Below are 18,410 nucleotides of genomic sequence, written 5' to 3' on the forward strand. Positions count from 1 at the left end.
GTTCCCGCTACTGCACTTCGCCAGCTCCCGCAGGAGGATGGGCAAGTGGCGCATCGGCTGGTTCCTGATGGCGGCGGGCTGGGGCTCCGCGCTGCTCATCACCGCGTTCGACTTCTACGGACTGCCGGACGCCCTGCGCCAGTCGTGGCGGGTCCTCGTCGGCTCGTGAGATCCGGAGCGCCCGGGTGTACCGCAAGATCCTCGTAACCCTCGACGCGACCCCGACCGACCGCGCGATCGTCGAGCACGTGCTGCGGCTGGCGAAGCTGGCGGGGAGCCGGGTCGTGCTCCTCCACGTGGCCGACGGCTGGGCGGCCCGCACGCACGGCGCCGACGCCATCAGTCCCGAAATCGCCGAAGACACGGGGTACCTGGAGCGGGTGCGACGGGAATTCGACGCCGCGGGAATCGAAGCGCAGGCCGAGCTGGCGTACGGCGGTCCGGTGGACGAGATCGTCAAGTGGGTGGAGCAGCGGGACTGCGACCTGGTGGCGATGAGCACGCACGGGCACCGCCTCCTGGGCGACCTCTTCTTCGGCGTGACCGCGAGCCGCGTGCAGCACCGCGTCCGCGTGCCGGTGTTGCTCCTCAGGGCGAAGTGAGCCGGGTGCCGCCGGCGCAGGCTTCGAGGGAGGCGCGCGGACTCACCGCGCCGGTCGAGGACTACCTCAAGGCGGTTTACGAGCTGGAGCGGGCCGGCCGGCCCGCGGCGACCACGGACCTGGCGGAGCGGCTGCGGGTGGCGCCGGCGTCGGTCACCGGCATGGTGCGCCGGCTCGCGGGGCAGGGTCTCCTGACCCACCGGCGCTACCGCGGCGTGCGGCTGACGGCGCCCGGCCGGCTGGCGGCGCTCCGCACCATCCGGCGGCACCGCGTGATCGAGGCCTATCTCGTGCACGCGCTGGGCTACCGATGGGACGAGGTGGACGTGGAGGCGGAGCGGCTCGAGCACGCCGCGTCGGACGCCGTGGTGGACCGGATGGCGCGGGCCATCGGCGAGCCCACCGTCGATCCGCACGGCGCGCCGATCCCCAGCCGCGAGGGGAGGGTCGCGGAGGCGGCCTACCGGCCCCTGGTGGAGCTGGCCGCGGGCGCGAGCGCCGACGTGATGCAGGTCTCCGACGACGACCCGTCGCTGCTCCGCTACCTGGACGACCTCTCGATCAGGCTCGGCAGCACGGTGCGGGTCGTGGACCGCGCGCCGTTCGGCGGGCCCATCACCCTGGCGATCGGGCGCGCGCGGCGGGTCGTGGGCACGGCGCTGGCGGAGCGCATCCTGGTGCGGCCGCGCGGCGCGCCGGAGCGGCGGGCGAGGGCGGGGGCGGGCGTGCGCGGTACCGCGCACAAGCGCGAGGGGTGACGGGTATCACAGGCAGGTGACCGGCGGGCGGACTACGATTCGCCGGCTTCGCGACCTTCGAGGAGTCCATGATGCCGAGGTTCACCGGATCGCGCCGCGTGCCGCTGACGCTCGCCGCGCTGGCAGTGCCGTTGCTGCTGCACGCCTGCAGCGGCGGCACGGAGCCCAAGACCACCGCCGCGCTCGTGAAGGTCTCGGGCGACGGCCAGGGGGCCTTGCCGGGGCAGCTCCTGGCGCAGCCGCTCGTCGTCCAGGTGAACGCGGTCGGCGGCGGCACCGTGAGCGGCGACACGGTCACTTTCGCGGTGGCGAGCGGCGGCGGGAGTCTCGGCGCGCTGGTCGCCGTGACCGACGGCAGCGGCCAGGCGCAGACGACGTGGACCCTGGGCGGGAGCGTCGGCACCGAGACCGTGACGGCGAGCGCGAAGGGGGCGACGCCCGCGACGTTCACGGGTTGGGCGCAGCCGGCGACGGGACCGGCCAACGTGGTCGTGCTCTCGGGGAACAACCAGCCCGGCCTGGTGGGCTACGGCGTCAACTGGCGGCCGGCCGTCGTCGTGACCGACGTGAACGGCGCTCCGGTCGCGAACGCCACGGTCACCTTCGCGGTCACGGGCGGCGGCGGCAGCGTGACGGGCGGGACGGCGACGACCAGCGCGGCCGGCGTCGCCCAGGTGGCCGCCTGGACGCTGGGCGGGTCGGCCGGCGTCAACACGCTCACGGCCACGGTGTCGGGCGCCGGGGTGCGGGGCAGCCCCCTCGCTTTCAGCGACACGGCGGTGGCGGGCGGCTACACGATCCAGGTCCAGTACTTCGGCCCCGCGCCGTCGGACCCGGTGAAGGCGGCGATCACCGCGGCCGTGACGCGGTGGCAGCAGATCGTCTACCGGCCCATCGGCCCCATCACCTTCTCTGCGGGCCAGGCTCCCGCGGGCACCTGCGGGACCGGGACGCCGGCCGTGGTCGGCACGATCAACAACCTGCTGATCCTGGCCCAGTTCGACTCCATCGACGGGCCCGGCAAGATCCTCGGTCAGGCGGGGCCGTGCCTGGTCCGCAACACCAACGGCCTGACGGCGGTGGGGGTGATGGAGTTCGACACGGCCGACATCGCCAACCTGACCGCGAGCGGCCAGCTCAACGAAGTCATGCTGCACGAGATGGGGCACGTGATCGGTTTCGGCACGTTGTGGGACAACCCGCCGAACGACTGCCTGCAGCTGCCGTCCTCGTCGGGCGACGTGCTGGACACCTACTTCAGCTGTCCGAAGGCCCGGGCCGCGTTCGATTCCCTCGGCGGCACGACGTACACGGGCGTGAGCTTCCCGCCGGGCGGCAACAGGGTCCCGGTGGAGAACTGCGGGACGTCGTCGCCCGCCGGTTGCGGCGCGGGCACGGTGAACGGGCACTGGCGCGAGCCGGTGTTCACCAACGAGCTGATGACCGGCTACATCAACAACGGTGCCAACCCGCTCAGCATTATGACCGTGGCGGCCCAGGAAGACCTGGGGTACACGGTGAACTACGCCGCAGCGGACACGTACGTCCACACCTTCAACGCGCCGGCCGCCGGCGGCGCGGCGGCGCTGTTCCTCGGCGACGACATCCGGAGCGGGCCCATCCTGGTGGTGGACGCGGTCGGTCGGGTGGTCCGGACGCTGCGGCGCTGAGCGCCGGGAATCCCGAGGCGGCTGGGCGGCCACGGCGACCTTGCTGGTGGCCGCGGGCGCGACTACGATTTCGGCAGCCGATCCACTTTCCTGTGGAGCATCCATGAACACGCTGAAGCGTCGGGCGAGTCTCGCGCTCGTGGCCCTCGCGCTCCCGTTGCTGGTGGTCACCTGCACGAGCAGCTCGGAGCCGTCCACCGTGGCGACCGCGATCGTCATCACGCCCGGGGCCGACACGCTCAGGGCCATCGGCCGGACCCAGCAATTCCAGGCCGTGGTCAACGACCAGAACGGGCGGCCGATCTCGACTGCCGTCGTGACCTGGACCTCGAGCGACACGACGGTGGTGAAGGTGGTTAGCGGCACGGGAGTGGCGACCGCGGTGGCCGTCGGCGCCGTCCAGATCACCGCGACCTCCGGCGCCGCCAACAAGACGGCGGCGGTCACCGTCCTTCAGGTCGCGGCGCAGATCAGCAAGGTGTCGGGCGATGCGCAGACCAATACCGTGGGCAAGGCGCTGACGCAGCCGCTGCTGGTCAAGGTGGTGGACTCCACGGGGACGCCCATCGCCGGAGCCACCGTGACGTTCGCGGTGACGACCGGCGCCGGCAGCCTGGGCACGCCGACCCCGGCCACGGGAGCCAACGGCCAGGCGCAGACGACGTGGACGCTAGGGCCGGCCGCGGGCAACCAGGGGGTGTCGGCCAGCGTCGGCGGCGGCGCCGTGCCGGCGGCCTTCAGCGCCACCGCCACGCCGGGTGCGGCCAAGAGCGTCAGCAAGCAGGCGGGTGACGGCCAGACCCGGAGCAGCGGCGCCTCCGTCGCCATCGCGCCGGCAGTGCTGGTCCAGGACACGTTCAACAACCCGGTGCCGGGGGTCACGGTCACCTTCTCCGGGAAGAACGGCAGCTCCGTCACGGGGGGGACCCAGACCACCAACGCCAGCGGCGTCGCCGCCGTCGGAAGCTGGATCCTGGGCACCGTCGGCACGGACTCGCTGGTGGCGACCGTGACCGGCAGCGGCATCGCGGGCAACCCCGTCGCCTTCACGGCGACCTCCACCACCGTGGGCGCGCCGGCGAACGTCGCCATCCTGGTCGGCAACAACCAGCCGGGCCTCGAAGGCTACGGGGTCAACGTCCGGCCGGCCGTACTCGTAACGGACGCGGGCAGTGGCCCGGTGCCGAATGCGACGGTCACATTCGCGGTGACGGGCGGCGGCGGGAGCGTGACGGGCGGGACGGCCACGACCAACGCGGCCGGCATGGCGCAGGTGGGCAAGTGGACGCTCGGCGGAGGCGCCGGGGTGAACACCCTCACCGCCACCGTCACGGGCTCCGGCATCGCCGGGAACCCGATCACGTTCACGGATACGTCCGTGGCCCCCGGGTACACCATCCAGATCCAGTTCTTCGGCCCAGCGCCGTCGGTGGCGGAGTCGGCGGCGGTGGACTCCGCCGTTGCCAAGTGGCAGAGGATCATCTACCGGCCGATCCAGCCCATCACCATCAGCGAGCCTGCCGGCACCTGCGCGGCGGGGACGCCGGCCATCAACCAGACCATCACGAACCTGCTGATCCAGGTGAAGTTCGATTCGATTGACGGGCCCAACAATATCCTGGGGGAGGCGGGCCCGTGCCTGGTCCGCGCGAACGGGACGAGCGCCGGGCTCACGGCGGTGGGCGTGATCGTGCTCGATACCGCCGATGTCGCCAACCTGATCACCAACGGACTGCTGAACGTCGTCGTGCTCCACGAGATGTCGCACGTGATTGGCTTCGGCACCTTGTGGGGTCCGCCCACGCCTCAGTACGGGATCTTCGCAAACTGTCTTCAGGACACGTCCGGCGTGGGCAACCCCCAGGACACCTACTTCAGCTGCGCGAAAGCTCGGGCGGCATTCGACTCGATCGGCGGCACTTCCTATACGGGCGCGAGTCTCAGCCCGCCGGGCGGGAACAAGGTCCCGGTGGAGAACTGCGGCGCGTCCTCACCGGTCGGATGCGGTGCGGGCACGGTGAATTCACACTGGCGCGAGCCGGTCTTTGTCAATGAGCTCATGACGGGGTACGTCAACGCCGGCGCCAACCCACTGAGCCTGATCACCGTCGCGGCGCAGGAGGACCTGGGGTACTCGGTGAACTACGACGCGGCCGACTCCTTCGTGCGCACGTACACGGTGCCGGCGGCCGGTAGTGCGGGTCGGGTACTCCTCGGCGACGACATCCGGCACGGGCCCATCTATCTCGTGGACGTGTCGGGCCGGGTGATCGGAGTACGGCAGCGCTGAGGGCACCCGCGTGCAGCCCGGCGCCAAGCGGGAGGCGGGGACTTAGGGCTTGACCACGCTGAGGCTGACGCCCGTGGTATCGCCGACGGCGTAGTTGGCCGCGGCCACGTCGCTGAGCCGGACCGCGTAAGCGCTCACCGCCCGGTCGTCGGCGACGCTGATGCGCGCCACCTCGCCGGCGGCGATGCCGCGCCCGGCGGGCGCCGCCACCACGATGCGGGTCGTGTCGCCGGCCGACGCCGGCTTCGCGAACACTAGGTAGCCCGAGGCGGGAGCGGCGGTCACGCCGGACTGCCGCCCTGTCAGCACGAACATCAGGGCCCGGTCGGTCGAACGAGGGGTGGTCAGCCGGATGGCCAGCTCTCCGGCGACCGGGCCGGCCTCGCCGCTGCACGCCGCGGCCGCCACCGCCAGCACCGCGAGGAAGCGCCTCATGGCCGCGCGCCCGCCAGCACGCGGGCCACCGCGGCCGCGCTCAGCGCTCCAGGATTCCGATCCAGCCAGGCGACGAAGTCTCCCAGGTCGAAGCGCCCGTTGTTGTTCCCCAGCTGGTCCAGCGTCTGCAGCTGTGCCGCCGTGAGGCCGCTCGTGCCCGTGAGCAGCTGGTTCACCACGTCGTTCGTGGCGGCGAAGTTAGCCGTGACCGCGTACGGTCTGGCAACATGCAGCACCAGGACGGTGGCGCTGGCCGTGGTATCGCCGGTCCAGCCGACGAACGCCTGCCCTGATCCGGGCACCGCCGTCAGCGCGACGCTGTCGCCCCCCGCCAGCATGCTCCCTGACGCGCCGATGGCGACCGTGGACGTGATGGAGCCCACGCCGGCCACCGAGTCCTTCAGGAGGTAGGCCGCCGCCATCAGGGCGGTGAACGTGCCGCCGGCCGACGAGCCCGTCGCCACGTGGCTGCGCGCCCCGCCGTCCGACCACGACCGGTAGAGGAACGTGGCCCTGCCGTCGGGCGTCTGCTGCACGGAGTCCGCCGACACGGTGACCGTGTCGCCGTCGCCGAACAGGTCCTGATAGCTGTGGTACGCCGTTCCCCGCACCCGGACGTACACCGACGTGTCGCTGCCGCGGATGGTGGACAACGAGCCGAAGCGCAGGCGGAAATCCATCTCGCCGTTCGGGACCGCTTGCCGGATCGAGTCGAGCTCGAAGCCCGGGAAGCCGCCGGTGCTGTTCATCGCGGGCGCCGGATGCGTGCGGGGGCCGAAGACCGTGCGGTCGCTGTCGCCGGGGTACGGATCGCCGGCGTCGCCGCGGTTGTCGCACGCCGCCGGATACGTGCAGTCCAGGTTCCCCAGCCCGTCGGCCTGCTCCAGCGCCACGCCGTGGATGGACCCGACGTTGACGTAGTTGTAAGGCAGCGTGTTGTTGACGAACTGGGCCGAGTCAACGTGCCAGATCAGCAAGCCGCCGCCGCCGTGCTTCTCGATGAGTGCGGTGTCCGAGAGCAGCGCCTCGCGGTTCTCGATCAGGAAGTACTCCCCACGAGGGTTCGCCACGGTGGGCCGCACCAGGAAGGTCGTGTCCCCGGTCTCGATCGGTCCGAGGCGGTACGTCCCCGAGGTGGTCAGCTGGCGCACCGTGACCCAGCCGAGCTGCGACAGGGAGAACGACTCCATGTGCGAGGGGCTGTAGGGCCGCGACCAATTGCCGGAGCCCATCAATCCCCACTCGCCGATGCCCTCGGTCTCGAGGCTGGTGTCGTAGAGGTCCGGCAGGAACAGGCCGTGGCCCGTCTCGTGGCCGATCGTCCCCGGCGCCATGATCTGCGTCGGGTCGCACCCCGTGATGCCACCCACGCCGCTCTGGATGGTGTAGTTGTCCACCAGGATCGTGCCGCCGCCCTTGGCCGGAGTGCTCGTGGCCAGGGGCACGCCCGTCCACCCGCTGTAGTAGTAGCGGTGCGACCAGATGTCGCCGTTGATCCGGCACTCCGCGCCCGGAGTCGGGTGGATGAGCCAGACGAGGTCCACAAACCCGTCGTCGTCGCCCGAATTCGGGATGCCATCGGGACCGTCGTTGTCGAACTGGCCCCAGTCGAGCCCCGTCGAGTCGGCGTGCAGCACGGCCTGCCTGATGAGCGCCGCCACGTGCCCGCAGCTCCCGAGTCCATCGCAGCTGCCGGGGCCCGCGTACCAGGCGTTGGCCGAGTCGAGCGTGATCCAGCCGATCACGACGCCCTGGACCTTCAGCATCCCGCCGGAGATCTCCTGGTAGAAGGTGTACACGGTGTACGGTCTGCCGGCCGGTGGCGTGGCGCCGAGGAGGACGCTGTCGTACGTGCTAGGCGCGTAGAGGGCGGAGTCGGGCGTGTCCTTGTAGCGCACCAGGAGGACCGGGATGCGCAGCACGCCGGTCACGGCCAGACTCGTGGGCGCGGGGCCGGCGAGGCTGAGCGGCCGGTTAAGGGACAGGAAGTCCGCCCGGGCCATCGCGGCCGCTCGCGCCGCCAGCACGCGCTTGGCCTTGTTCCGCCACACGCCGTTCGGAGTGAAGTCGAAGCCCTTCGGCTCCCAGTCGCGCACGGGCTGGTTCTGGGCCGCGAGCGTGCCGGGCGCGAGCGTCGCGACGGCCAGCAGGGCCGCGGCGGCGACGGGGAGGATAGGTGGGCGTCTCATCGTACCACAAGTATGGCGAGGGCGCGGCGGCCAGGCACAGGGCCGCGGTTCCGGATCGGTTGTGTCGGCCGTCACCGGCCGGGGTCAGTGCAGCCGGATCACCGCGAACTGCGGCACCAGCGTCGCGGGAAGCGCGGCGCTCCCGGCATTCACGTGCAGCGTGTCCGGGCCGCCGCGGGGGCCCTGGTGCACCAGCAGGTACAGGCCGGAGCCGGCGCGGAGCGAGCCGCTCACGTCGAGCGTGCCGGACGTCACGACGGTCGGGCTGAGCGGGAAGGCGAGCGGGAAGTCGGCCGGGTCCAGCGAGTACAGCTCGCCGAAGATGGTGCGGAACGACCAGGAAGTGTAGGTCAGCTCCCCGGGCGCCGAGAAATTCAACAGGTCGGAGACCCAGTTGGTCAGCGCCCAGCGCTCGGCGGTGGTCGCGAACGGCAGGCCGGTCGCCTGGGTGATGTTGCCGGTCCCGGTCATCGCGGACTGCACCAGCCTGCGGGTGATCCCGATCCCCATCTGGTCCACCAGGTAGCGCATGTACAGCCAGCCGGCGCCGTCGTCGGCCGGGGCCAGGTTGCTGGTGGCGAGCAGGAAGTGCTCGTCCGGCGCCGCGAGGTACTGGTAGGCGTCGTAGAGATTGTCGAACACGGTGTTGATCCAGGAGGTCGTGTCGGCCGGCAGGTAGCTGTCGGCCGTGAGCTCGATCGCGTAGTTCGCCAGCGCCTCGTCGAGCCACTCGTCCTCCGGCGGCGCGCCGCGCACCAGCACGTGCTGGACGAAGTTGATCAGGTACTCGAACTCGTGCGCGAACGACGGCGCGGTCTCACCCACCACCTCCGCCACGCTGTGCGCGCAGCTGAGCGTCCCGGCGGGGTCCGGCACCAGGCCGAAGTACACCTCGCCGTCGTTGTGCTGCGCCGCCGTGGCCGGCGCGAGGTCGGTGGCGTCGAAGAACCCGGTCACGTAGCCGGTCGAGGTGCATTGCGACGCCGTCACCATCTGGTTGACCACGTTGGTCAGGACCACCAGGACCACGCCGTTGCTGTCCACGTCCGACTCGTGGCCGAACGCGAGCGTGTCCAGCGCGTAGACGCGCGTGTCGAGGATCTGCGCGATGGAGTCGATGTCCGCGGCGCTCAGACCGTTGGCGGGCGCGAGGGTGTCCTCGTAGAGCGCCACGTGGGTGCCGACGACCAGCGCCCGGGCCGCGATCGGCGCGTACGCGGTGCAGGTCATGTTGGCGCAGACCGAGAACGCCTTCACGCTCCCGACGGTGGGGGGCGTGACGGCGGTGGCGATCGCCGCCTGCCGGCTCCGCGCCGCGGCCGGTGGGCGGCCTGCCAGGCTCAGCCGGCGCGCACGCGCGTGGAGCGCGTGGTCGAGCGCCACCTGTGCCGCGTGGCGTCCTGGAGCCGGCGCGAGGGCGGCACGCAGCGCCGGCGCCGCGGACGCAAGGGCCGCGGCGCGGTCCGCCTCGACCCGGTAGCCCGAGGAGTCGCCCGGCGGCCCGCCGGCCGACTGGACGACCACGAGGTACTCCGCGGAGTCGGTCGTGGAGGCGTTCGCCGGAAAGACGGCGCAGCCGGAATCGGCCGTGATGTCGTACGCGGCGTAGGCGCCCACACCCAGGTTCACGGGCGATGCGACCGTGGCGCAGGCCGGGAGCGGGCCGTGGGCGGTGGCGCTCTTCTCGGAGCAACCGTCGGCCGCGGCGGCCACCAGCCCCAGCGTCGTGATCACCAGCCAGGCTCGACTCATCACCGCTCCCTGTGGCTGCGACTCCGGTTCCGGCGGGACCGGGCCCCGTCCGGGTGGGATTCCAACCTCCCTTAGACGCCGCGCCGCACCGTTTGTTCGCGTGGACCCGGGCGCGGAACCCGGCGCGCCGCCCGGGGGTAGCCCGGGCACACAGCGGCGCACCGCGAACGCGGTGACGCCGCGCCGGCCACCCCGCGTCGGGCCACGACATGTCTCCTCGCGTCATTCCGCTGCTGGCGGCCCTCGCACTCGCGAGCGCCTGCAGCGCCGAGCACGCCAGTACCACGGGCGCGGCGACGCCTCCCTGTTCCACGCCGTTGACCACGCCCGTCTCGCTGGCCGTCGCCGCCTACGTGACGCTCGACCCGGCCACGGATTCGGGGTGCGTGGCCTTCCCGAAGAACGCCTCGGCCGGCGACTCGGCCGAGTACCTGGTGATCGCGCAGTCGGCCGGCGGGCCGCCGGGCGACTCGGCCGCGTTCCAGCTCCGGAGCGGCGGGCTCGCCGGCGTCGTCGCCGCGGCGCAGCGGGCCGTTCCGGTGGCGCGGCTCGGGTGGGCGGCGGCGCTCCGCAGCCGCGCACCGGTCGCGCGCGCGTTCGACCGCCTGATGCGCGAGCTGGGGCGCACGCACGGCGCGGGCTTGCGCGCACAGCGGGCGCCGGCGCCCGCGGGCGCCGGCGTCCCCCCGGCGAAGGCCGTGGCGCCCCCGGACCTCGGCTCCCTGCGCACCTTCACCGTCTGCGCGTCGCACGATTGCGGCGTCTTCAAGCCGGTCACGGCCCGTGTCCGCTCGCTGGGTGCGCACGTGGCGGTGTACGTGGACACCCTGGCGCCGGCGGGCGGGCTCGACTCCGCTCAGATCGTCGCGCTCACCCAGACGTTCGACACCCACGTGTATGCCGTGGACACGGCGGCCTTCGGCGGCGTCTCGGACATCGACAGCAACGGTGTCGTGATCGTGCTCATGACGCCCGCGGTGAACTCCCTCGTGACGGCCGCGGAGTGCAACAGCGGGGGCTACGTGGCCGGATTCTTCTTCCCGCCCGACCTCGACCCCTTCACCTCCTCCCGGTACAACCACGGCGAGATCTTCTACACCGTCGTCGCGGACCCGGGCGGAACCCTGAGCTGCGCCCACACGATCCAGGACGTGCTGACGACCCTGCCCGGCACGTTTCTCCACGAGCTGCAGCACCTCATCGGCTTCAACCAGCACGTGCTGGTCCGGGGAGGCCCGGTCGAGGACCTGTGGCTGGACGAGGCCCTCTCGTCGTTCGCCGAGGAGCTCGGCGGGCGCAGCTACCTCCCCGACAGCGCCACCTTCAGCCAGTTCGTCGTCCCGGACCTGTACGACGCCGGCCAGTACCTGGCCGCGCCCCAGGACTACTTCCTGCTGCAGACGGGCGACACCGTGCTGGCCGAGTTCGGCGCGGGCTGGCTCTACGTCCGGTACCTGGTGGACCAGTTCGGCAGCGCGCTGACCAACCGGCTGGAGGCGACCACCCTCACGGGCACCGCGAACGTCGCGGCGCAGACCGGGCTGCCGTTCGCGACCACCGTCAGCCGCTGGGCGCTGGCGCTGTGGGTCTCCGACCTTCCCGGTTTCGCGCCGCCGCCGGAGCTGACCTACTCCACGTGGTCGTTCCGGTCGATCTTCGCGTCGCTGAACCAGCAGGATCCGATCGATTTCCCTGGCTCATACCCGCTGGCGCCGGTGGCCGAATCGGGGACCGGGATCGGCCTGGCGGGCTACCTGCGCGCGGGCTCGGGAAGCTACGTCCGCGCGCTCCAGCCACCGGGCGGCGCGGGCTTCACGGTGCTGTTCGACGGCGCCGGGGGGCTCCCTGCGGGCATCGCCGTGCCGCGCCTCTCGGTGATCCGGATCCGCTGACCGGCACGGAAGTCGAGCCGCGACGGCCCCGGCGCGACCGCGGGATGCCGTCGGGCACGTGGCGGCTGCGGCCGGATGCCGCGGACCCGTCATCGCTCCCGGTCAGTGGAGCCGGATCACCGCGAACCGGGGCTCCAGCGATGCGGGGAGCGCCGCGGCCCCGGCGTTGACGTGCAGCGTGTCCGGGCCTTCCCCGGCGTCCTGATGCACCAGCAGGTACACGCCGGAGCCGGCGCGGAGCGACCCGCTCACGCCCAGCGCCCCGGCCGTGACGGTCGCGGGCACCAGCGGAAACGGACGCGGGAAGTCCATCGGGTCCTGGAGGTTCAGGCCGGCGAACGCCGGCCGGAAGCTCCACGACGCGTACCGCAGCTCGCCCGGCGCGCCGAAGCCCGGCAGGTCCGACACCCAGTTGGCCAGCGCCCAGCGGGCGGCGAGCGTGGCGAACGGCAGGCCCGCGGCCTGGGTCACGTTGGCCGTGCCCGTCAGCGACGTCTGCACCAGCGTGCGGGTGATCCCGGCGCCGCGCTGGTCCACCAGCCAGCGCACGAACAGCCAGCCGGCGCCCACGTCGCCGAAGCTCTGGTCGGTGGTGGTGAGCAGGAAGTGGGCATCGGGCGCGAGCAGGTACTGACCCGCGCAGTAGAGGTCCTGGAAGACGTCGCCCGCAAAGCTGGCCGTGTCGGCCGGCAGATAGCTCCTGGCCGTCAGCTCCTCGGCGAACTTGGCCAGTCCCTCGTCGATCCAGTCGTCCTCCGCCCTTCCGCCATGCACCAGGACGTGCTGCACGAAGTTGATCATGTGCTCGAACTCGTGGGCGAAGGTGCCGGGAAGGATCCCGCTCACCCGCGCCGTGCCGTGGGGGCAGCTCAGCATGCCGGCCGGGTCCGGCACCATGCCGTAGAACACCTCGCCGTGGTTGTGCTGCGCCGCGGTGGCAGGATCCAGGTCGGCCGCGTCGAAGAAGCCGGTGATGTAGCCGCCCGTGTCGCACTGGCTCGCCGTCACGAGCCGGTTCACGGCGTTGGTGAGGAGCACGATCACGACGCCGTTGCCGTCGGTGTCCGACTCGCGGCCGAACGCCAGCGTGTCGAGCGGATAGACGCGGGTGTCGAACACCCGCTCCAGGGCGACGAGGTCCGCCGGGGCGAACCCGTCGGCGGGGGCGAGCGTGTCCTCGTAGAGCGCGACGTGGGCGCCGACATCCAGGGCCCGTGCCGTCACCGGCCCGTAGGCGGTGCAGTTCAGGTCGGAGCACACCGAGAACGACCGCAGGCTGCCGACGGTGGGCGGCACGACGGCGGCGGCCGCGGCGGCGCCGCGGAAAACCGGGCCGGCCCGCGCGGCGGCCCGCCGCCGGGCGCGCTCGCGCAGGCGCTGCTCGAAGGCGGCCTGGATCGCTCCGCCGGCGGGCGCATGCCGAGGCGGGACGGCGGCCGTCCCACGAGCCGGCCCGGACCTCGCGAGGTCGGCCTCGATCCGATACGGCGCCGAGTCACCCGGGGAGCCGCCGGCGGCCTGCACCACGACCAGGTACTCGGCCGAGTCCGACGGCGACGGGTTGGCCGGGAAGACGGCGCAGCCCGAATCGGAGGCGATGTCGTAGGTGGTGTAGGCGCCGACGCCGAGGGTCACCGTCGAGGCGGCGCCGGCACACGGCGGCAACGGCCCGTTCGTCAGCGTCCTGTCCGACGACGTGCACCCGGCGGCGAGGGAGGCGCCCAGGGCAAACACCAGCGGTGTCCGCGGCATCCAGATAGAAAGGCCGCCCGGATGCGGACGGGGTAACGCCGGCGGCGAGTGCGAAGACTGCCGGTCTCAGGGGTCCGGCCGCTCGCCCGGGCCGGAGGCCGGTCGGGCTTTCCCCTCGGTCTCAGTCCGCGAAGTCGTCGGGCAGGACGTACCGCAGCGGGTCCACCGGGCGCCCGTTGATCCGCACCTCGTAGTGGAGGTGGGGGCCGGTCGAGAGGCCCGTGGAGCCGACGAAGCCGAGCAGGTCGCCGCGCTTGACGTCGGCCCCCACCTGCGCCGCCGTACGCGACATGTGGGCGTAGCGTGTCTCGAGGCCATACCCGTGGTCGAGCACCACCATGAGTCCGTACCCGCTCTCCCACCCCACCTTGACGACACGGCCGGCGGCGGGAGCCAGGATGCGCGTGCCGGGCGCCGCGGTGATGTCGATGCCCTCGTGCGGGAGGTTCTCGTGCAGGATCGGGTGATATCGTATGGAAGCGAACCGGCTGCTGATGAGGCCCGCCGTCGGCATGATGGACGGCTTCGCCGCCAGCTCGCCGATCCGTGCGGTCAGGCTGTCAGCGGCCTGCTTGGCGGAGGTCGCGATGATGTTCGCCTGCCGCAGGAGCGCGTCGAGATCCGTGTGGACCCCGAACGCCTCGCGGCCGACGGTTCCGCCATCGGTCAACAGCCGATCGCGATTGGGCCAGGGGCCGACGGGCCCGCCGATGCCGGCGCGCTTGACGTCGAGACTCAGCGGCGCGAGCCCCGCCACCAGGCGTACCTCGTCGTCACGTCGCGACAGGCTCGCCAGGCTGTCCGACAGTTGGCCGGCACGGTGGCCCAGACGCGCCACCTCGACGGCCAGGGCCCGGTTGGCGCGCTCCAGCCGCAGGCTGCGCGACAGCGCCACGCCGTGCCACACCACGCCGATGGCAGCCGCGAGCGCGGACGCGGCGGCGACCGCGGCGAGGGCGCCGACCAGCGTCAGCGCGGTCCCGGACGCGCGGAGGGACCGCGTGCCGCTCGAGCCGTGCGGGACGAAGAGGACCGTCCAGCGGCGTTGCGCCATGACGCTCCGACGGATGTAGTGGCAAAGTGGCCCGCGCAACCGGCGCGGCGGGCGAAGGGGGGAGCCGCAGGGTATCCTACCGTATCACGGGCTGGAAGCGTCGTCAAGGCAGGACGGGAGGTGGCGAATGAGAATCAGGCCGCCCGGGTGCTGGCTGGCGGTGGCCGACGTGGTGGCGGGCTGCGGCCGGCCGGCCGAACGGGAGCCGTTCGAGATCGTGGCCCGCTACCCGCACGACTCGACGCGTACACCCAGGGCCTGGTGTCCGCGGGCGGTCCTGTTCGAGAGCAAAACGGGATCGCGACGGCCGGCGGCGGCGAGCTGCTCCTGACGGGGAAGCTCTGGCCGGTCCTGTTTCGGGTCCGCCCGGCAGGTGGCGGGCCCGCCGCTGCGCGCCCATGAGCCGCGACCTCCGGAAGTCGTACGCCGGGGCTCCGCTCACCGTCCGGGTGACGGTCGCGACGCTGGCGATGTTGGCCTGCCTGCTCGTGCCGGCGTCGCTCGACCACTGGATGTTCGCGCACGTGTACCGCCCCAACCTCTACGATCTCGACTGGGCGCGGTTGCTGCGCCTGATGGGATGGTGGCCGACGTGGGCGCTGGCATCCCTGGCGCTCTGGCTGCAGCGTCGCTCAGCCGACGCGGTCCTCGCGAGGCGGCAGGCGATCCTCCTGGCCGGGTCGGTAGTCGCGAGCGGCCTGTTGTGTGAGGTGATGAAGCTGGTGATCCGACGCGAGCGGCCGGGCGTGGACGCGGGCCACTGGATGTTCCGGGCGTGGAGCGAGCACCCTCTCTCGACCGCCGGGCTCGCGACGCCGAGCAGCCACGCGATGGTCGCGTTCGCGGCCGCGACGGTGGCGGCGCGGCTGTTTCCGCGCCTGCGGTGGGTGCTCTTCGCTCTCGCGTCGGGGTGCGCCGCGACGCGCGTCCTGTCGCACGCCCACTACCTCAGCGACGTGACCTTCGGTGCGACGCTCGGCTGGGCCGTGGGGTGGGCGATGTGGATCGCGTGGGGACGCGCCGACGCGACGGCCGCGGCGGACGGCCGGAGGGGTGGGGTGCCCGCGCCGTGATCGCAGGGCCTCACGGCTTCACGACGGTGAGGCTGACGCCCGCCGTGTCGCCGACGGCGTAGGTGGCGGCGGCCACGTCGGCGAGGCGCACCGCGTAGGAACCCGCCTGGCGCACGTCGGCGACGGCGATGCGCGCCACCTCGCCGGCCGCGATGCCGCGGCCGGCCGGGGCCGCCACCACGATGCGCGTCGTGTCGCCGGCGCCCGCCGCCGCGAACACCAGGTAGCCGGAGCCGGGGGCAGCCGTCACGCCGGTCTGCCGCCCGGTGACGACGAACAGCAGCGCGCGGTCGCCCGCGCGCGGCGTGGCCACGCGGATGGACAGCTCGCCGGCCACGGGTCCCTGCTCGCCGCTGCACGCGGCCGCCGCCAGCACGAGGCCGAGCAGCAGGCGCCTCATCGCCGCACGCTCCCGAGCGCCCGGGCGACGGCCGCGGCGCTCAGCACCCCGGGATTCCGGTCCAGCCAGGCGACGAAGTCGCCCAGGTCGAACCGCCCGTTGCCGTTCCCCAGCTGATCGAGGGTGGCGAGCTGCGCGGCCGTCAGGTCGCTGGTCCCGGTGAGCAGCTGGCTCACCACGTCGGTGACAGCGGCGAAGCTGGCCGTGACCGCATACGGCCGCACCACCCGCAGCACCAGCGCGGCGGCGCTCGCCGTCGTGTCCCCCGTCCAGCCGACGAACGCCTGGCCGGGGGCCGGCACCGCCGTGAGGACCACGCTGTCCCCGCCCGCCACCAGGCTCCCGCCGGGCGCGGCGATGGGGACCGAGGACGTGATCGTGCCGCCGCCCGCCACCGAGTCTCTGACCAGGTAGGCGGCGGCCATCTGGGCCGTGAGCGTGACGCCGGCCGATGATCCGGCGGCCACGTGCGTGCGCGCGCCCCCGTCCGACCACGACCGGTAGAGGAACGAGGCGCGGCCGTTCGCGCTGAGCTGGACGGAATCGACCGAAACCGTCAGCGTGTCGCCGTCGCCCAGCAGGTCCTGGTAGGCGTGGTAGGCGACCCCCCGCACCCGCACGTACACCGCCGTGTCGCTCCCGCCGATGGTGGACAGGGCGCCGAACCGCAGCCGGAAGGCCACCTCGCCGTTCGGGACCACCTGCCGGATCGAGTCGAGCGCGAAGCCCGGAAAGCCGCCGCCGCCGTTCATCACCGGCGCCGGCCGCGAGCGGGGACCGAAGGTCGAGCGGCCGCTGTCCCCGGGGTACGGGTCCCCCGCGTCGCCGCGGTTGTTGCACGCCGACGGATAGGTGCAGTCCAGGTTGCCCAGCCCGTCGGCCTGCTCGAGCGCGACCCCGTGGACGAGCCCGACGTTGACGGTGTTGTAGGGCAGCGTGTTGTAGGCGTACTGGGTCGAGTCGATGTGCCAGATCAGCAGCCCGCCACCGCCGTGCTTCGCGATCAGGGCCGTGTCAGCGAGCAGGGCCTGGCGGTTCTCGAGCATGAAGTACTCGCCGCGCGGGTTCGGCACCGTCGGCTGCACGAGGAACGCCGTGTCCCCGGCCTCGATCGGCCCGAGGCGGTAGTCCCCCGACGTCGCGAGCTGGCGCACCGTCACCCAGCCGAGCCGCGACAGCGAGAACGACTCCATGTGCGAGGGACTGAAGGGCCGCGACCAGTTGCCGGATCCCATCAGTCCCCACTCGCCGATGCCCTCGGTGTTCTGGCTGGTGTCGTACAGGTCGGGCAGGAACAGGCCGTGGCCCGTCTCGTGGCCGATGGTGCCCGGCGCCATGATCTGGGTCGGATCGCATCCCGTGACGCCGCCCACGCCGCTCTGGATGGTGTAGTTGTCCACCAGGATTCTGCCGCCGTTGTGCGCGGGCGTGCTGGTCGCCAGCGGCGCCCCCGTCCATCCGCTGTAGTAGTAGCGGTGGGACCAGATGTCGCCGTTGACCAGGCACTCGGCGCCGGGCGTGGGGTGGATGAGCCAGACCAGATCCACCTCGCCGTCGTCGTCGCCGGAGTTCGGGATGCCGTCGGGCCCGTCGTTGTCGAACTGGCCCCAGTCCAGACCCGTGGAGTCGGCGTGCAGCACGGCCTGGCGGATGAGCTGCGGGACGTGGCCGCAGCCGCCCAGGCCGTCGCAGCTGCCCGGTCCCGCGTACCACGCGTTGGCCGAGTCGAGCGTGATCCACCCGATCACCACCCCCTGTACCTGCAGCAGGCCGTGCGACATCTCCTGGTAGAAGGTGTAGACGGTGTACGGCCGGCCCGCGGGCGGCGTCGTGCCGAGGAGGACGCTGTCGTATGCGCTCGGCGCCGCCACCGTCGTGGTGTCGGTGTCCCTGAAGCGCACCAGCAGCACCGGGATCCGCAGCACGCCCGTCACCGCCAGGGGCGACGGCGCGGGTCCGGCCAGGCCGAGCGGGCGATTGAGCGACGCGAAATCGGCGCGCGCCAACGCCGCGGCGCGCGCCGCGAGGACCTGCTTCGCCTTGTTCCGCCACACGCCGTTCGGCGTGAAGTCGAAGCCCTTCGGCTCCCAGGCGCGGACCGGCTGGTTCTGGGCCGCGAGCGCGTCCGGCACGACCAGCGCGCCGAGCGCGAGTATCGCTGCCGTGGTGACCCAACGGTCAACCATCAGGTGCCCCCTGACCCCGGCGCCGGTTCGCCCACGGCCGCGGATTGTCCGAACGCCCGACCCTCAGGCGTTGGACGATCCGGGCCGCGAGTTGTTCAGACACCCAGACTCACCCTGAACTGGAAGGTCCGCGGCTTGCCGACCTGGGCGCCGGCGAAGAAGGCGCCCTTCAGCGTGTATCTCAGGTCGAACACGTTGTCCACGAAGAACTGCGGTCGGACCTCGACGTTGCCGACGAGGAAGGTGTAACCGCCGGTCAGGTTGACGATGAAGCTGGGTGACACATGGAACGGGGTGTCGAAATCGAACAGGCCTTTGCCCAGCGGCGCGGTCGTCGCCAGGGTGGAGTCGTAGCCC

The 18,410-nt window shown here is 72.4% G+C and carries 15 protein-coding genes; 7 read left to right on the forward strand and 8 right to left on the reverse strand.

The window, feature by feature from the left end; genetic code table 11:
- Positions 1-185: 185 nt before the first annotated feature.
- From VMF70_14610 to VMF70_14625, 4 genes are all read left to right on the forward strand, one after another.
- A complete protein-coding gene (locus tag VMF70_14610) occupies positions 186-602 on the forward strand; it encodes a universal stress protein (protein HTT69253.1) in 417 nt (138 codons plus the stop codon).
- Positions 599-1,360 carry a metal-dependent transcriptional regulator gene (locus VMF70_14615; protein HTT69254.1) on the forward strand — a complete coding sequence of 254 codons (762 nt, stop codon included), beginning with the start codon at positions 599-601 and terminating at the stop codon, positions 1,358-1,360. The genes VMF70_14610 and VMF70_14615 overlap by 4 nt, the downstream gene beginning before the upstream one ends.
- Before the next feature lie 71 nt (positions 1,361-1,431).
- Complete coding sequence (locus tag VMF70_14620; protein HTT69255.1) at positions 1,432-3,030, forward strand: hypothetical protein; 1,599 nt, start codon at positions 1,432-1,434, stop codon at positions 3,028-3,030.
- A 103-nt stretch (positions 3,031-3,133) separates the two neighbouring features.
- On the forward strand, positions 3,134-5,320 hold the full coding sequence (locus VMF70_14625; protein HTT69256.1) for a leishmanolysin-related zinc metalloendopeptidase: 2,187 nt from the start codon (positions 3,134-3,136) through the stop codon (positions 5,318-5,320).
- Between the two features lie 42 nt (positions 5,321-5,362).
- Here the strand turns inward: VMF70_14625 and VMF70_14630 are convergent, their stop codons facing one another.
- The 3 genes from VMF70_14630 to VMF70_14640 form a co-directional block, all read right to left on the reverse strand.
- Positions 5,363-5,755, reverse strand: coding sequence for a hypothetical protein (locus tag VMF70_14630; protein ID HTT69257.1), 393 nt, complete (start codon positions 5,753-5,755; stop codon positions 5,363-5,365).
- On the reverse strand, positions 5,752-7,944 hold the full coding sequence (locus VMF70_14635) for a M6 family metalloprotease domain-containing protein (protein ID HTT69258.1): 2,193 nt from the start codon (positions 7,942-7,944) through the stop codon (positions 5,752-5,754). The genes VMF70_14630 and VMF70_14635 overlap by 4 nt, the downstream gene beginning before the upstream one ends.
- Before the next feature lie 84 nt (positions 7,945-8,028).
- Positions 8,029-9,696: a hypothetical protein gene (locus tag VMF70_14640; GenBank protein HTT69259.1), complete on the reverse strand. Its 1,668-nt coding sequence runs from the start codon at positions 9,694-9,696 to the stop codon at positions 8,029-8,031.
- A 209-nt stretch (positions 9,697-9,905) separates the two neighbouring features.
- Here VMF70_14640 and VMF70_14645 point away from each other — a divergent pair, with 209 nt between their 5' ends.
- Complete coding sequence (locus VMF70_14645) at positions 9,906-11,588, forward strand: hypothetical protein (GenBank protein HTT69260.1); 1,683 nt, start codon at positions 9,906-9,908, stop codon at positions 11,586-11,588.
- Between the two features lie 102 nt (positions 11,589-11,690).
- Here VMF70_14645 and VMF70_14650 read toward each other — a convergent pair whose 3' ends face one another.
- Positions 11,691-13,340: a hypothetical protein gene (locus VMF70_14650; protein HTT69261.1), complete on the reverse strand. Its 1,650-nt coding sequence runs from the start codon at positions 13,338-13,340 to the stop codon at positions 11,691-11,693.
- Positions 13,341-13,461: 121 nt separating this feature from the next.
- Complete coding sequence (locus tag VMF70_14655) at positions 13,462-14,394, reverse strand: M23 family metallopeptidase (GenBank protein ID HTT69262.1); 933 nt, start codon at positions 14,392-14,394, stop codon at positions 13,462-13,464.
- Between the two features lie 127 nt (positions 14,395-14,521).
- Here VMF70_14655 and VMF70_14660 point away from each other — a divergent pair, with 127 nt between their 5' ends.
- Both VMF70_14660 and VMF70_14665 read left to right on the forward strand, forming a co-directional pair.
- A complete protein-coding gene (locus VMF70_14660) occupies positions 14,522-14,725 on the forward strand; it encodes a hypothetical protein (protein ID HTT69263.1) in 204 nt (67 codons plus the stop codon).
- Between the two features lie 67 nt (positions 14,726-14,792).
- Positions 14,793-15,467, forward strand: coding sequence for a phosphatase PAP2 family protein (locus VMF70_14665; GenBank protein HTT69264.1), 675 nt, complete (start codon positions 14,793-14,795; stop codon positions 15,465-15,467).
- 10 nt (positions 15,468-15,477) lie between these two features.
- Here VMF70_14665 and VMF70_14670 read toward each other — a convergent pair whose 3' ends face one another.
- From VMF70_14670 to VMF70_14680, 3 genes are all read right to left on the reverse strand, one after another.
- Entirely contained in the window at positions 15,478-15,867 is a 390-nt protein-coding gene (locus VMF70_14670) for a hypothetical protein (protein ID HTT69265.1), read from the reverse strand.
- Complete coding sequence (locus VMF70_14675; protein HTT69266.1) at positions 15,864-18,053, reverse strand: M6 family metalloprotease domain-containing protein; 2,190 nt, start codon at positions 18,051-18,053, stop codon at positions 15,864-15,866. The genes VMF70_14670 and VMF70_14675 overlap by 4 nt, the downstream gene beginning before the upstream one ends.
- Positions 18,054-18,148: 95 nt before the next feature.
- A partial coding sequence (locus VMF70_14680; GenBank protein HTT69267.1) for a hypothetical protein occupies positions 18,149-18,410 on the reverse strand: 262 nt, incomplete at its 5' end.

This window comes from Gemmatimonadales bacterium (genome assembly GCA_035502185.1).
In the GTDB taxonomy this organism is placed as follows: domain Bacteria; phylum Gemmatimonadota; class Gemmatimonadetes; order Gemmatimonadales; family JACORV01; genus Fen-1245.